Below are 14,337 nucleotides of genomic sequence, written 5' to 3' on the forward strand. Positions count from 1 at the left end.
GATGAACCGTGAGTATGAACTGACCGCGGAAGAAAGCGGCCAGCGGCTGGACAAGTATCTGGCAGAGAAGATGACTGACCTGTCCAGAAGCCGGATCAAGGAATTGGTCCAAGCCGGGAAAGTCCTGGTTAATGGCAAAAAGAGCAAAGTTTCATATAAAGTGCAGAAAGGTGACCTGATCCAGGTCACCGTTTTGCCGTTAGAGCCATTGGCGCTTGAAGCAGAAAATATCCCCCTGGACATTGTCTATGAAGACGAAGACGTCATCGTGGTTAACAAACCGCAGGGGATGGTGGTTCACCCGGCCGCCGGCCACCCCAGCCACACTTTGGTTAACGCCTTGCTCTACCACACCAGGGATCTGGCCGACAGTCCGGAAGGCTTCAGACCAGGGATCGTTCACCGGATCGACAAGGACACCTCGGGCCTCTTGATGGTGGCCAAAAACGCGGCTGCCCGGGAATCACTAGAAAAGCAGCTGGCCACCAAGTCCAACAAGCGCCAATACCTGGCCATCGTCCATGGCAATTTTGCGGAAGAAGAGGGGACAATTGACGCTCCGATCGGCCGCAATCCCAAGGACCGCAAACAGATGGCGGTGGTTGAAAAGGGCAAGAGCGCGGTGACCCACTTTAAGGTTTTAGAGCAATACCAGGGCTACAGCCTGGTTGAATGCCAGCTGGAAACCGGCCGGACCCACCAGATCCGGGTCCATATGGCCTATATTGGCCACCCTTTAGCAGGCGACCCTTTGTATGGGCCGAGAAAGACCCTGCCCGGCCACGGCCAGTTCTTACATGCCAAGACCCTGGGCTTTGAGCAGCCAAGGACAGGAGAGTGGCTGGAATTCTCCGTCCAGCCGCCGGAAATTTTCCAGCAGACGGTTGCAGACTTGCGAAAGAAGCGGGTGAAGTAGGATGAAACGTTACCTTATTCTTGAAGATGGCAGCTCTTATGCCGGCGATGGCATCGGGGCCATGATCACCGCCACGGGCGAATTGGCGATCCAGACCAGTAACTATGGCTACCAGGAAGTTTTAACCGACCCGTCAAACGCGGGCAAGATCATTGTTTTTACTACTCCGATGATTGGAAGCAACGGGATCAACGCCGTTGACTACGAAAGCATTCAGCCTAGTGTCAAAGGAGTTATTGCCAACGACATTGCCTTGAACATTACCGACAATGACACGTTTCAGTCTTTGGGCGACTTTTTAAAGGAAAAAGGGGTGCCGGCAATTTTTAACGTTGATACCCGGGCCCTGGTCAGAAAACTGCAGAATCTGGGCCCTTTAAAGGCCTCAATCATGGATACCAATGATGAACACGCTTTTGATCAGATCAGAGCCCTGGTTTTGCCGAAAAACAAGAGCTCCTTGGTTTCCACCAAGAACGCCTACGCCGCGCCAAATGTCGGCAAGACGATTGCCATTATCGACCTGGGCCTCAAGCACTCGATGCTCCGGGAACTGTCATTAAGACAGGTCAATGCCAACGTTCTGCCATATAACGCGACTGTCCGCGACATCAAGAGCCTGCGGCCGGACGGGATCATCATTTCTAACGGCCCCAGCCAGGCCAAAGAAGTTTTGCCATATTTGCGGCAGATTTTAGATGAATATCTGGGCAAGCTGCCGATCCTGGGGATCGGCCTGGGCTTTTTGGCGATTTCAGCCTACCTGGACCTCAGCCTGGTTGACCTGCCCCAGTACCAGAACGGGACCAATTTCCCGGTGATCGGGCAGAGCAGCGGACAGATCTGGCAGACGGCCATGAATATTGGCCAGCTGGTTTTGCCGGATGACACGGCCATGACTTTTAATGAAGAGTATTTCGATCTGCACAATGAGCTTCTGGCTGGCTTCAGCAATGACAAGCTGCAGCTGCTGGCGGTGGCCTTCAACCCGGAAGGAGCCCCAGGGACGGAAGATGCCCAGGTGATTTTTGACGACTTTTTGAAACTGGTGAAATAATGCCACGCGAAAATGATTTAAATAAAATCTTGATTATCGGTGCCGGCTCAGCCCTGGTGGGTAATGTGGCCAATACGGACCTTTTGACCAAGAGCGCTATTGAGGCCCTTTTAGAAGAGAACATCCAGGTGGTCCTGGTCAACCCCAATCCAGCTAGCGTGTCAACCGACCCCTTGCCGGGCTTGACCGTTTATCTGGAGCCGATGACTTTGGACTTCTTGAAGCGGATTCTCCGGATGGAAGAACCCGACGCGATCATGACGGCTTTCGGCTCTTTGATGGCCTTGGACGTGACCAAAAAGCTGCAGGCTGACGGGATTCTCCACCAGATGGGGATCCGGCTGTTGACAATCAATGAAAAGGCCATCTCCATGGCAAATCCACAGAAGCGGACCCGCTTTTTAGAAACCAATCATCTGCCAGTCGGGCAGACCTGGTTTTTAGAGAGCTTGGGACTCAAATACGATGAGCACCTGAAAGAGCAGCTGGAAAACAAGCTCTCTTTCCCGATTCTTTTGACCAAGAAATACTACTTTGAACGCGATGACCACATTTCTTTCAAGAGCAGTCGGGATTTGGCCCAGTACCTGCGCCAGGAGAGCCAGGACCGGGACTTCCGTCCGGCCAGCTACCGGATGACGGAGGACTTGTCTAATTGTGAGGAAGTCATCTTGGACCTGCTTCGTGACGAAGATGGCAATCTCTGCTTTGTCGGGGCGACTGGGTCTTTGGAACCGGTCGGGATCGACTCAGGCGACTCGGTCTTGATCAAGCCGCTCTTGACCATGAACAATGACCAGATCCAGGTCTTGCGGGCGGAAGCTGGCAAGATCGCGGACAAGTTGCAGCTGGTTGGCTTTTTGAGCGTCCACTTCGCCATCAGCCACCGGGACACGGAAATGATCTATAAGCTCTTGGCCGTAAAGCCCCGCTTGACCAGAACGGCGGTCTTGGACCAAAAGACTAGCTTGTATTCAATCGGCTATGTCTTGGCCAAGCTGGCAATCGGGATGCGGCTAAATGAAGTTACTGACCCGGCTACCGGCCTGTGCGCGGCCATTGAACCGGTCTCTGACACCGTCAGCATCAAGATCCCTTACTGGTCCTTTGCCAAGACTGGCTATAACCACTACCAACTAGGCAAGCATACCCAGTCAACCGGGGAAGCGGTCGGGATCGGGCGGAATTTTGAAAGTGCCTTTTTCAAGGCCCTGATTTCCAGCAACGACCTGGAAGTCCTCTGGTCGGCTTTTGTCAAGGAAAGGGGAAAGAGCGACGAGGTGATCTTGGATGATCTCCGTCACCCTAATGAAATGCACCTGGTCCAGCTGCTGGCGGCCCTTAGCCAGGAGATTGACTACCAGGCCCTGAGCAGCGTCTTTAATATTCATCCAGTCTACTACCAGAAGCTGCGCTACCTGGTCAAGATCGGCAGAGATATTGCCCACGCTGGTGAATTAGACCATGACATCCTTTTAAAGGCCAAGATCCGGGGCTTCTCCAGCGACCTTTTGGCTAAATTGACCAAGATGGACGTCCATGATATTTTCCCTCTGCTCAATGAAAATGGTGACCGGCCGTCATTCTCAGCCATTGATGACAGTGCCGGAGTCTACCAGCCGAAAGTCAAGGTTTACTACCAGAGCTACGAGGTCGAAAGCGAATTGGAATTTGCCAAGGATCTGGAGAAGAAGAAGGTTCTTTTGTTGGGGATGCCGCCTTTCCAAGTCTCGGTAACCAGTGAATTTGACTACATGCTCTACCATGCCCTGGCTGCCTTGAAAAAAGAAGGCTATGAGACGGTCCTTTTATCCAACAACGCTGAATCGGCTTCGATGGACTACCACCTGGCAGACCGGGTCTATTTTGAACCGATTAACCTGGACAGCATCATCACCATCTGTGAAGAAGAGGGGATCACGGACGTGGTTACCCAGTTCTCCGGCAAGCAGGTGTCAGCTTTGCGGCAGCCTTTGATGAACCACGGCTTGAAGATTTTTGGCCAGCACGACATCGACCGCCTTTTGCCAATCAGTCACTTGGAGACGGCCAAGATTTCTGACGTTAAACGGGTGCCGTATTTGGCAACGACTGATTACCAGGCAGTTTTAGCCTTTGTCGCCCAGGTAGGTTACCCGGTCTTGGTCGGGGGCTTCCACCAAAAGAGCAAGCAAAAGTCGGCTGTGGTCTATGACCAACCAGCCCTGGAGAAATACTTCCGGGAAAACCAGGTCGATGACTATACGATTTCACAGTTTATCTCGGGGATGAAGTATGAGATTACAGCGATCACGGACGGGGAAGACGTGACAATTCCAGGGATCGTCGAGCACTTAGAGCAGTCCGGGTCACACGCCTCAGACTCCATCGCGGTTTTTGGCCCCCAGTATTTAAGCAAGGAACATGCTGAAAAGCTGAAAGAGGAAACGATCAAGCTGATCCGCAGCTTCAAGATCAGAGGGATCTTCAACCTGCACTTTTTGCTCAAGGGCAGGGAAATCTACCTGCTTCAGATCAAGACTTATGCTGGTCATAATCTGGCCTTCTTGTCCAAGTCCATGAACAAGGACCTGGTCGAATACGCGGTTAAGGTCTTAGCGGGCAGAAAGATTGCTGATTTAGGCTACCCGAACGAGGTCTGGCCGGTTGACGAGTTCATCCACGTGAAGATGCCAGTCTTCTCCTACCTCAATTACAGCTCAGACAATACTTTTGACTCCAGGATGAAGTCCTCTGACGCAGTGATGGGCAGAGACAGCCGCCTGGCCAAGGCCCTTTACAAGGGCTATGAGGCCAGCGACTTGCATATACCAAGTTATGGGACGATTTTCTTCTCAGTCAGCGATGAAGAAAAGCAGGAAGTAGCCAACCTGGCCAAGCGCTTTGCCCGCCTGGGCTTCAAGATCACGGCTACGGAAGGGACGGCCAATATTCTGGCCGAGGCGGGGATTACGACCGGGGTTATCGCCAAGATCCAGGAGGGATCAAGAAACCTTTTGGAAAGAATCCGGACCCACCGGATCGTAATGGTGGTCAATGTCGTCAACCTGTCAGACTCGGCAGTGGAAGACTCAATCAAGATCAAGGACCAGGCTCTGAATACCCATATTCCGGTTTTCTCCAGCCTGGAGACAGTCCAGCTGATTCTGGATGTGCTGGAATCGCTGGCCTTGACTACCCAGCCAATTTGAAAGATGTTATACTCAAGGCAGAACTTTTTAATCTAAATCAAATTTATTTATATTTTTTATCCTGACAAGGATAGAAGCTTCGCAAGCAGGAGGGCAAGCGATGAGAGCAATTTTGACAACCGTCGGCCAGGACAAGACCGGGATTATCGCCGGCGTAAGCAGCTTTTTGGCTGAAAAAGATATCAACATTCTGGACCTGTCCCAAACGATCATGAACGGCTACTTCACGATGATGATGGTCGTTGACGTCAGCGATGACGCGGACTTCTCTGCCTTGAGCACGGAACTCAAGGAACTGGGCAAGAAACTGGGCGTGGAAATTAACATCCGGAATGAAAAGATGTACGCGGCTATGCATGAACTGAGCGGAGGTCTGGAATAATGGACTTGCGGCGGATTATGGAAACGGTCAATATGATCGACAACGAGAACCTGGATCTGCGGACAACGACCATGGGGATCTCGCTTTTAGACTGTATTGACTCAGACAGTGACCGGGCCTGCCAGAAGATCTATGATAAGATCACGACTAAGGCGGAAAATTTGGTCAAGGTAGCTAGAGAGCTAGAAACTGAATACGGGATTCCGATTGCTAACAAGCGGATTACGGTAACCCCGATTTCTTTGATCGCGGCAGCTTCCGGGGACAGCGACTACGTTAAGTACGCGGTTACCTTGGACAAGGCAGCTAAAGCAGTCGGCGTCGATCTCATCGGTGGCTTCTCAGCTTTGGTGCACAAGGGCTACCAAAACGGTGACCGGGTCTTGATCAAGTCAATTCCCCAAGCTTTAAAGGAAACTGAAAGAGTTTGTTCCAGCGTCAATGTCGGCTCAACCAGAAGCGGGATCAACATGGATGCCGTCAAGGAGATGGGCCAGATCGTCATTGAGAACGAAAAGATTAACCCGCTGAACAACGGCAACCTGGTCATCTTCTGCAACGCCGTTGAAGACAACCCGTTTATGGCCGGTGGCTTCCATGGGGTCGGAGAAAGCGACGTGGCTTTGAATGTCGGCGTATCTGGTCCTGGTGTGGTTAAGACGGCCCTGGAAAAGGTTAAGGGCGAATCCATGGACGTGGTTGCTGAAACCATCAAGCAGACGGCCTTTAAGGTTACCAGAATGGGCCAATTGGTGGGCCAGGAAGCATCTAAGCGCCTGGGCATTGACTTCGGGATCGTGGACTTGTCCTTGGCGCCAACTCCTGCCCAAGGCGACTCAGTAGCCAATATTTTGGAAGAAATCGGCCTGGAAAGCGTGGGGACCCACGGGACCACGGCAGCTTTAGCCATGTTAAACGATGCTGTCAAGAAGGGCGGCATCATGGCCTGCAGCCATGTCGGCGGTTTGTCAGGTGCCTTCATTCCGGAATCAGAAGACGCCGGGATGATTGCAGCGGCAGAAAAGGGGATTTTGACGGTCGACAAATTGGAAGCCATGACCGCTGTTTGCTCAGTTGGTTTGGATATGATTGCCGTACCAGGAGACACGCCAGCTGAAACGATCAGTGCCATGATTGCTGACGAAGCAGCGATCGGGATGATCAATAACAAGACCACGGCTGTCCGGGTAATTCCAGTACCGGGCAAGGACGTGGGCGACTCAATTGAATTTGGCGGCCTCTTCGGATACGCCCCGATTATGCCAGTTCACAAGGAATCAAGCGCGGCAATGATCAATCGCGGCGGCCGGATTCCAGCTCCAGTGCACAGCTTTAAGAACTAATTTTTTATCAGAATATATAGAAAAAGAACCGTACTAACCATTTTTGGATAATACGGTTCTTTTTTGCATCTTAGTCAATCCGCTTAGCTAAAATTTCGTCAGCTTCCGGGGTAACTTCAATGGACTTCTGCCCGGTGTAGATGACGAAACCAGGTTTGGCTCCGTTAGGTTTCTTGATCCGCTTGACCTGGATGTAGTCAACCGGCACATGGGCGGAATTTTTGGCCTTGGAGAAGTAGGCGGCGATCTCCGCGCTTTCTTGGATGTCGCAGTCACTTGGCTGGCTGTCATTCAAGATGACGTGGGAGCCGGGGATGTTCTTGACGTGGAACCAGTAGTGGTTCTTGTCAGCCTTCTTCAAGGTCAGCCAGTCGTTTTGCAGGTTGTTCTTGCCGACTAGGACAGTCTTGCCGGAGCTGAGCTTGAACTTGTTCAGGCTCTTTTCGGTCAGCTTCGGCTTCCGGCGTTTCTTCTGTTCAGCTCTAAGGTAACCTTGGTTGATCAGTTCTTCCTTGATGGCTTCGACGTCTTCTGGATCAGCGTTATCGATTTCAGTTTGAACGGAATCAAGGTAGCGGAGGTTTTCTTCCGTAATCTCAATCTGCCCGGTCACGTGCTTGATGGAATCCCGCATCTTCTTGTAGCGCTTGAAGTACTTCTGGGCATTGCGCTGAGGGGAGAGGGCCGGGTCAAGTTTGATGGTCATAGGCTGGTTGCCTTCATAGTAGTTAGGCAGGTCGATTTTTTCCATGCCGGGCTTAACCTGGCTTAAGTAGGCGGTTAAAAGTTCTCCGGAGACTCTGAGATTTTCGGAGTTTTCAGCACTGTCCAGCTGCTTTTCCAGCTTCTTCAGCTTCTTTTGGAGCTTTTTGGTCTCATTAGTGACGACCCGGGTCACCTGCTGGGACCGCTGCTTGACCCAGTCCCGGTTGGCCTGGTAGGCATAAAACTCGTCTAAGGCTTCATTTAAGTTAGTGGAGGAGCTTTCCTTGGTCATCTCCAAATGGTAAGGCAGGTAAGGGTAGATCCGTCGCTTGTGCTTTGGCGTCAAGAGGACGTAGGCCTTAGGGGAGGAGAACTGGTTGTAGAAAGTCTTCAGAGAAGAGAAGGAGTAGTCATCTTCCAGGTAGCCAGTCAATTCTTGCCGGTCATCGCCGTCTAAGCCGTCCATTTGCTTGGCCAGGTCAGCAGGGTTTGGGTAGTCTTTTTTCAAAGAAGAAAATTCGGATTCGGTTAAAGTGAAGCCGTTGATGCCGGGAGTCAGCGGGGGCAGTTCATACTTGGCTTTAGGCAAGAGCAGGCGGGCCCGGTTTTCGTCGGGATTGATCCGTTTAAGCAAGTCGATAATCTTGCCACTTTGCTTGTCATAGAGGATGACGTTGCTGTGCCGGCCCATCAGTTCAACGGAAAGGATCAGCTGCATTTCGTCACCGAGTTCGTTGCGGTTGCTGAAAGAGAAGTTGACGATCCGGCTGAGGCCAACCTGGCTGATTCCCTGGAGGACTGATCCTTCCAGGTATTTACGCAGGACCATGACGAAGAGAGGAGCCACGTTAGGGTTGGAGAAGGACTCCTTGCTTAGGTAGAGGCGGGGATATTCGGGATTAGCAGAAATTAAAAGCTGCTTGTTTTTGCGGTCCTTTCTGAAGACTAGGACCAAGTCGTTGTTAAAAGGCTGGTAGATTTTGTGTATGCGGCCAGCAGTAATCTCATCTTGTAATTCATTAAGCAAGCTATGGATAAATAAGCCGTCAAAAGCCATTGAGTACACCTCATTCGTAAATTGAAAATTGTTCAGTAAACTATTTTATCATAAAGTGCGGGCTTTATTGGATATCTTGATTGATCTGCCCAATAGTTATCCTATACACAAACAGGCATGATCAAGATTTTTCTAGTTTAGCTGGGACAAATATGCTATAATTTTCATGTTAAAACGTTAAATACGGAAGGTTTAATATGAAGATCGCACTAGTTACCGACAGTACGGCCAATTTGTCCGCGGCCGAAATTAAAAAGTATAATATCAAGGTCATTCCTATTCCGATTTACATCGATAACAAGGAATACTTGGAAGGTATCAACATCACTTCTGAAGAGCTTTTTGAATCGCAGCGGAGCGGCTCCGGTTTCCCGACCACTTCCCAGCCGAAGATGGGGGACCTCATCACGACTTTTGACAACTTGAAGGATGAGGGTTACGAGGCGATCATCTATATTTGCCTCTCCAGCGGGATTTCCGGTTCCTACAGCACCTTGATGGGGATCGCGCAAAGCAACCCGGACTATCACCTCTACCCGTTCGACTCACGAATTACGATCCGCCTGCAGGGCTACCAAGTCCTGGCCGCAGCCAAGATGATCGAGAAGGGGAGCTATAGCCCAGAAGAAATCATTGCCAAGCTGGCTGAAATCCGGTCAACAATTGACGAGCTCTTTATCGTTGATGACTTGAACAACTTGAGCCGGGGCGGCCGATTGAGCAATGCCAGCGCCTTTATCGGGTCACTCTTGAACATCAAGCCTTTGCTGACTTTTAATGATGATGCCAAGATCGTGGCTTACGACAAGGTACGGTCAATGAAGCGGGCGGTTAAAAAGATCGAGCAAGAATCCCTGGAAAAGATCAAATCTTTGGACATCCCAGAAGACAAGCTGCGGATCTTGATCATCCAGTCAAACGATGCTGCCCAAGCTGAAGAAGTCATGAACTACTTTAAGGCTGAAGTGCCAAACGCTGTCTTTGAAATGGATGAATTCAGCCCGGTTATTGCGACTTACCTGGGTGAAAAGTCAATCGGCATCACTTGGATGATTGACGTTGAACAGATGGAATTCTAGTTTTTAGGATTTAGAATTTGCTGTGTTCAGTTAAAGAATAAGGTAAATTGGAAAATGAGAATCAAAAAGTGGGCCGTTATGGCCCTTTTTTGCGGTATTTTTTTGACGGGCTGCAGCAAGCAGACCGCGTCAAAAGAAAGCAGCAGCAGTTCAAACAAGACCAGTAAGGTCAGCAAGTCAAGTGCTAAAAAGAGCAGCAAGGCTTCGTCAAGTTCAACTAAGGAAGAAAAACTTGATGCGGCAAAACTGACTCCGCAGGAAAGTGGCAGCTTGATTACGTTTTACTGTGCTGACCGCTTTGGCGGGGAATGGTCTAATTTGCTTCAAGCAGGGCAGAATGGCTCTTTAACCATTACCCTGCATAAGACCAGCGACTATGAATTTAAGCAGCCGGGCAGCGGTTATGCTTATGAAGCCGCAGTGTCCGGACAGACAGGGACGACCTACTATACTCTCAGCGGAAGTGCTTTTTACTTCTACCAAGGAGTCAAAGTAGCGGGCAGTGGCAGCTTTTTGGGCCAGGCAACTAAGCAGGAAATGGCTGACTATATCGTCAAAAAAGGCCAGCTGACGGAATTTAGGCAGCTGGCTAAGAAGGTCAAGATCGTGGATAAGTCCGGTCAAACTCAGCGCCTGTCTGACGGTCGGACTGGCTACTTTGTTATTCCGGCAGAAATGCAGGGGACCTGGTATTCTGCAAGCGACTATGATGACGAGACAACGCATACTAAGTACGTTTTTGGTCAGAGTACAATTTTTACTCAAGACGACGAGTATAATAGAAAGGGGCACACTACTACCCTGTACACTCGGGCAGCTAATTATAAAGCACCAGATTATCCATCCAAAGAGCAAATAAACCGGGCAGAAGGCTGGGGCTTGCCGAAAATAGTTCAGTATAAAGGAATTAACTACCTAAACGTGATGGGCTGGTACCAAGCTGCCGGCGATGGTGAATATTTTGCCGTGCATACTGAAAATATTGACGGAAATGATGTCCAAGTTTTGATATGTGCAGGCGGTGCTGGCATCTGGGTTGATGGGATTGCCTACCGCAGCCAAGCGATGGCAGAAAAGATGCAAGATCATCAATTCGATGATTTGAATTACTCAGATTCGGACAATTAAACATAACCAAAAATTAAAGTAAAACAGCGTCAGCAGGGAAAATCTGCTGACGCTGTTATTTTTTATCTGGGAGATTATTTTTTGTGGGTCAAGAATCTGACGCGGGTAACAGCCGGGATCTTTTCTAAGTTGGCTACTACTTCGTCTTGGGTTGCCTGGTCGATCTCATCAATGTCGATCATGGTGTAGGCGTACTTGTCCTTGGCCTTGTTGACCAGGTTTTCAATGTTGATGCCCTGGTTGGCCAGGTAAGTAGAAATCTGCCCGATCATGTTTGGAATGTTCTTGTGAATTAAAGTGATCCGGTGGTCGCTTTCAAACGGTGCTGACACGTTCGGCAGGTTGACTGAATTAATAATGTTCCCAGTTTCCAAAAATTCAATGGTTTGCTTTGCCGCCATCCGGGCACAGTTGATTTCCGCTTCAATTGTTGATCCGCCGATGTGGGGCATGATGACGATGTCATCGTTGTGCAAAATCGTGGCATCACTGAAGTCGGTGTAGTACTTGCCCAAACGGTGTTCTGCCAGGGCTTCAACGGCAGCCTTGTTGTCAACGATCCCCAGGCGGGCAAAATTGAGCAAGATAGTGTTTGGCTTCATCTGCGCGATCTTGGCGTCAGCAATCAAGCCGGTCGTCTCCTCGTTCTTTGGCACGTGCACGGTCACAAAGTCCGCGTCCTTAACGGCGTCAGCGATGCTAGTGGCCCGCTTGATATGGTCTGACAAGCGCCATGCGGCATCAACCGTTAAGTATGGGTCGTAGCCGACAACCTTCATCCCCAAATCAAGGCAGGCATTGGCTACCAGTGAGCCGATGTGGCCCAAACCAATCACGGCTACCGTCTTGCCCAGCAGTTCAGTTCCATTGAAACTGGTCTTTTCCTTTTCCGTCCGCAGGGTGATATCCGCGCCCGGCTTGGCGTTAGCTGACCAGTTAGCGGCAGCCACAATGTTCCGGCTGGCGATGATCATGGATGCCAGAACCAATTCTTTAACGGCGTTGGCGTTGCCGCCCGGGGTGTTGAAGACCACAGTCCCGTTTTCCAGGGCCTTGTCCAAAGGCACATTGTTGTAGCCGGCCCCGCAGCGGGCGATGGCCTTCAAATTCTTGGGAAAGTCATGGTCATGGAGGTCAACTGATCTGATCAGGTAGGCATCTGGATTGTCAGTTTGGTTGATCCGGTAATTGTCGCCGAACTCGGCTAAGCCTTCTTTAGCAATGGCATTGTAAGTTTTAATTTGGTACATGGGGAATCCTTTCAAAAAATTAGTGCTTGGCGTCAAAATCTTTAATAAAGTCGCAGAGGGCTTCTACGCCTTCCAGCGGCATAGCGTTGTAGATGCTTGCCCGCATCCCGCCAACTAAGCGGTGGCCCTTCAAGTTAAGCAGCTGGTGGGCGGTAGCTTCTTTGACAAACTCCGTGTCCAGGTCCGGGTTGCCGCTGATAAAAGGAACATTCATGATTGACCGGCTGTCTGGATCAACCTTGCTCTCAAAATTCTTGGACTCAGCCAGGCAGTCGTAGAGGAGCTTGGCCTTTTCCTGGTTGATGGCTTCAATACCGGCCACGCCGCCTTTTTTCTTGAGCCACTTGAGGGCCAGGCCAGCCACGTAAATCTGGAAGACTGGAGGGGTATTCAAGGCTGATTCTTTCTTGGCTTCGGTAGCAAAGTCAAAAAAACCAGGCAGGTCATCGTGCTTAACCAAAAGGTCCTTTCTGATGACCAAAACGGTCAAGCCGGCAGGTGCCAGGTTCTTCTGAGCACCGGCATAGATGACAGCGAACTTGCTGAAGTCATATTCCTGGCCCAGGAAATTAGATGAAGCGTCAGCTACCAGCGGGATGCTGTTTTTAGGAATTTGGTCGTCTCTGTAGGCCGTCCCCATGATGGTGTTGTTGATGGTAATGTGAAGGTAGTCGTAGTCTTGGTCAAATTCAGCTGGAATTTCCGGGACAGCAGTGTAGTTGTTGCCCTTAGCACTAGCGACAATATCAACTTCCAGGCCTGGCACTTTAGCTCCGTCTTCTGCCGCTCTTTGAGCCCAGTGGCCACTGTCTACGACGGCGATCCGGTGGTATTTGCGGGCCAGGTTCAAAGGAATCGTGGTGAACTGCTGGGTTGCCCCGCCGGTCAAGAAGAGGACGTCGTATTCTGCCGGGTCCAGGTTCATGAGTTCCAGGAGGTTGGCCTTGGTTTCCGCGTATAGGTCCTTGTAGAGGGCTGACCGGTGGGAGATTTCCATGATACTCATGCCGCTGTGAGCGTAATCAGGCAAGTCTTGTTTGATTTGGTCAATGACTTCGACCGGCAGCATGGCTGGACCAGCCGCGAAATTGTAGCATGTCATAAGTAATAAATTCCTTTCTGAAAAAACAAAGGGCACCCGCCTTGCGTGAGTGCCCTTTGCCATGAGATGTTATGTTGGAGTTGTTGTTTCGGCCTCACTGTTTTAAACTGTGCTGAAGGCCATCACAAATTGCAGCCTTCTTAAGTGGAAGAAGACTGGGAGGAGGAAAAAAGTCTATTTTGCATTTGTTCAATCTGTAAGGTAAGCATTTTTTCGCTCCTTTCGTATGATTAATTTCATTATAAGGCCGAAATTAGAAATGTCAACAGAATTTTAATTTTGGTATAATATTTCTTAGCAAAGAAAAGAGAAAAAGAAAATCTAGCAACAATGGAGGAAGCGCATGACCACATTCTACTTTATCCGGCACGGGCAAACTTTTGCCAACAAAGCGGGCCTGAAGCAGGGGACCATCAATACCCCAAACACCTACTTGACTGACCTGGGCAAGGAGCAGGCGCAAAAACTGGCCGACCAGTTCGATATTAGCAATTTTGACCGCCTTTTCGTTTCTCCCTTGGTCAGAACCAAGCAGACAGCAGAAATTTTGAACCAAAAAGCGGGCTTGCCGGTTGAAATAGACGACCGCCTGCTGGAAATTTCCTACGGGGACTGGGACGGGCAAAAGAACAGGGAATTGATGGCTGAATACCCGAATTACTTTTCTCCCTTGGTCAATGATGTGACGGAGGACTACGTACAAGCCGCCCCAAAGGCGGAAAGCTTTGCCCATGTGGAAATGCGGACGGCGCAATTCGTCGAGGAAATCAGCCAGAAGTATCCAGAAGACCAGATCGTGGTGGTGACCCACGGCTTCACGGTCAGATCTTTTGCCATTAACGCTACGGGCGGCCAGGGCCTGCAGATCCTGGAACCAGACAACTGCTCCGTCAGTAAGATCCTGGTTGACCCCCTGTCATTTAAGCAGCACCTAGTCTACTACAACCGGATAGTGACGGGTTTTTAGCAAAATATTCTAGACGCCGATTGTAAAATTAAACTGAACACTGTTCCGATCCAGTAAGAAAAATCGTTTTCACTGGATTAGAGCACAAAAAATCCATTTCAACCATCTGGTAGAATATGAATTACCACAAACATTTCTAGAGAGGTTAAAATGGATCATT

11 protein-coding genes are annotated in these 14,337 nt (G+C 50.1%); 8 read left to right on the plus strand and 3 right to left on the minus strand.

All coding sequences use genetic code 11. The annotated features are described in order from the left end of the window. Position 1 precedes the first annotated feature (1 nt). From Q0J41_RS06875 to Q0J41_RS06895, 5 genes are all read left to right on the plus strand, one after another. Positions 2 to 916, plus strand: a complete 915-nt coding sequence (locus Q0J41_RS06875) for an RluA family pseudouridine synthase (RefSeq protein ID WP_296227685.1) — start codon at positions 2 to 4, stop codon at positions 914 to 916. Position 917: 1 nt separating this feature from the next. Next, positions 918 to 1,973 carry a carbamoyl phosphate synthase small subunit gene (locus Q0J41_RS06880; protein WP_296227687.1) on the plus strand — a complete coding sequence of 352 codons (1,056 nt, stop codon included), beginning with the start codon at positions 918 to 920 and terminating at the stop codon, positions 1,971 to 1,973. After that, positions 1,973 to 5,164 carry a carbamoyl phosphate synthase large subunit gene (locus Q0J41_RS06885; protein ID WP_296227689.1) on the plus strand — a complete coding sequence of 1,064 codons (3,192 nt, stop codon included), beginning with the start codon at positions 1,973 to 1,975 and terminating at the stop codon, positions 5,162 to 5,164. Before Q0J41_RS06880 ends, Q0J41_RS06885 begins: the two co-directional genes overlap by 1 nt. 100 nt (positions 5,165 to 5,264) lie before the next feature. Continuing rightward, positions 5,265 to 5,546, plus strand: a complete 282-nt coding sequence (locus Q0J41_RS06890) for an ACT domain-containing protein (protein ID WP_296227691.1) — start codon at positions 5,265 to 5,267, stop codon at positions 5,544 to 5,546. Then, the gene (locus Q0J41_RS06895; RefSeq protein ID WP_296227693.1) at positions 5,546 to 6,889 is read left to right on the plus strand and encodes a PFL family protein; all 1,344 of its coding nucleotides are present in this window, start codon (positions 5,546 to 5,548) and stop codon (positions 6,887 to 6,889) included. The genes Q0J41_RS06890 and Q0J41_RS06895 overlap by 1 nt, the downstream gene beginning before the upstream one ends. 70 nt (positions 6,890 to 6,959) lie before the next feature. Here Q0J41_RS06895 and Q0J41_RS06900 read toward each other — a convergent pair whose 3' ends face one another. Beyond that, positions 6,960 to 8,651 (minus strand): NFACT RNA binding domain-containing protein, encoded by a 1,692-nt coding sequence (locus Q0J41_RS06900; protein ID WP_296227695.1) that lies wholly within the window; start codon positions 8,649 to 8,651, stop codon positions 6,960 to 6,962. 197 nt (positions 8,652 to 8,848) lie between these two features. Between Q0J41_RS06900 and Q0J41_RS06905 the strand changes: the two genes are divergently transcribed. Continuing rightward, a complete protein-coding gene (locus Q0J41_RS06905; protein ID WP_296227697.1) occupies positions 8,849 to 9,730 on the plus strand; it encodes a DegV family protein in 882 nt (293 codons plus the stop codon). 54 nt (positions 9,731 to 9,784) lie between these two features. Continuing rightward, positions 9,785 to 10,858 carry a hypothetical protein gene (locus Q0J41_RS06910; RefSeq protein WP_296227698.1) on the plus strand — a complete coding sequence of 358 codons (1,074 nt, stop codon included), beginning with the start codon at positions 9,785 to 9,787 and terminating at the stop codon, positions 10,856 to 10,858. 74 nt (positions 10,859 to 10,932) lie between these two features. Here the strand turns inward: Q0J41_RS06910 and Q0J41_RS06915 are convergent, their stop codons facing one another. After that, on the minus strand, positions 10,933 to 12,108 hold the full coding sequence (locus Q0J41_RS06915; protein ID WP_296227700.1) for a phosphoglycerate dehydrogenase: 1,176 nt from the start codon (positions 12,106 to 12,108) through the stop codon (positions 10,933 to 10,935). A 19-nt stretch (positions 12,109 to 12,127) separates the two neighbouring features. Then, positions 12,128 to 13,210 (minus strand): 3-phosphoserine/phosphohydroxythreonine transaminase, encoded by a 1,083-nt coding sequence (serC, locus tag Q0J41_RS06920; protein WP_296227702.1) that lies wholly within the window; start codon positions 13,208 to 13,210, stop codon positions 12,128 to 12,130. A 343-nt stretch (positions 13,211 to 13,553) separates the two neighbouring features. On the opposite strand from serC, the gene Q0J41_RS06925 reads away from it, so the two are divergent. After that, positions 13,554 to 14,177, plus strand: a complete 624-nt coding sequence (locus tag Q0J41_RS06925) for a histidine phosphatase family protein (protein ID WP_296227704.1) — start codon at positions 13,554 to 13,556, stop codon at positions 14,175 to 14,177. Positions 14,178 to 14,337: the final 160 nt, after the last annotated feature.

It is taken from the genome of uncultured Lactobacillus sp., from assembly GCF_944327175.1.
In the GTDB taxonomy this organism is placed as follows: Bacteria; Bacillota; Bacilli; order Lactobacillales; family Lactobacillaceae; genus Lactobacillus.

Excerpts from the sequence above, each read along its gene's own strand:
- Q0J41_RS06875 (WP_296227685.1), top strand. The coding sequence starts at position 2 with ATGAACCGTGAGTATGAACTGACCGCGGAAGAAAGCGGCCAGCGGCTG.
- Q0J41_RS06880 (WP_296227687.1), top strand. The coding sequence starts at position 918 with ATGAAACGTTACCTTATTCTTGAAGATGGCAGCTCTTATGCCGGCGAT.
- Q0J41_RS06885 (WP_296227689.1), top strand. The coding sequence starts at position 1,973 with ATGCCACGCGAAAATGATTTAAATAAAATCTTGATTATCGGTGCCGGC.
- Q0J41_RS06890 (WP_296227691.1), top strand. The coding sequence starts at position 5,265 with ATGAGAGCAATTTTGACAACCGTCGGCCAGGACAAGACCGGGATTATC.
- Q0J41_RS06895 (WP_296227693.1), top strand. The coding sequence starts at position 5,546 with ATGGACTTGCGGCGGATTATGGAAACGGTCAATATGATCGACAACGAG.
- Q0J41_RS06900 (WP_296227695.1), bottom strand. The coding sequence starts at position 8,651 with ATGGCTTTTGACGGCTTATTTATCCATAGCTTGCTTAATGAATTACAA.
- Q0J41_RS06905 (WP_296227697.1), top strand. The coding sequence starts at position 8,849 with ATGAAGATCGCACTAGTTACCGACAGTACGGCCAATTTGTCCGCGGCC.
- Q0J41_RS06910 (WP_296227698.1), top strand. The coding sequence starts at position 9,785 with ATGAGAATCAAAAAGTGGGCCGTTATGGCCCTTTTTTGCGGTATTTTT.
- Q0J41_RS06915 (WP_296227700.1), bottom strand. The coding sequence starts at position 12,108 with ATGTACCAAATTAAAACTTACAATGCCATTGCTAAAGAAGGCTTAGCC.
- serC (WP_296227702.1), bottom strand. The coding sequence starts at position 13,210 with ATGACATGCTACAATTTCGCGGCTGGTCCAGCCATGCTGCCGGTCGAA.
- Q0J41_RS06925 (WP_296227704.1), top strand. The coding sequence starts at position 13,554 with ATGACCACATTCTACTTTATCCGGCACGGGCAAACTTTTGCCAACAAA.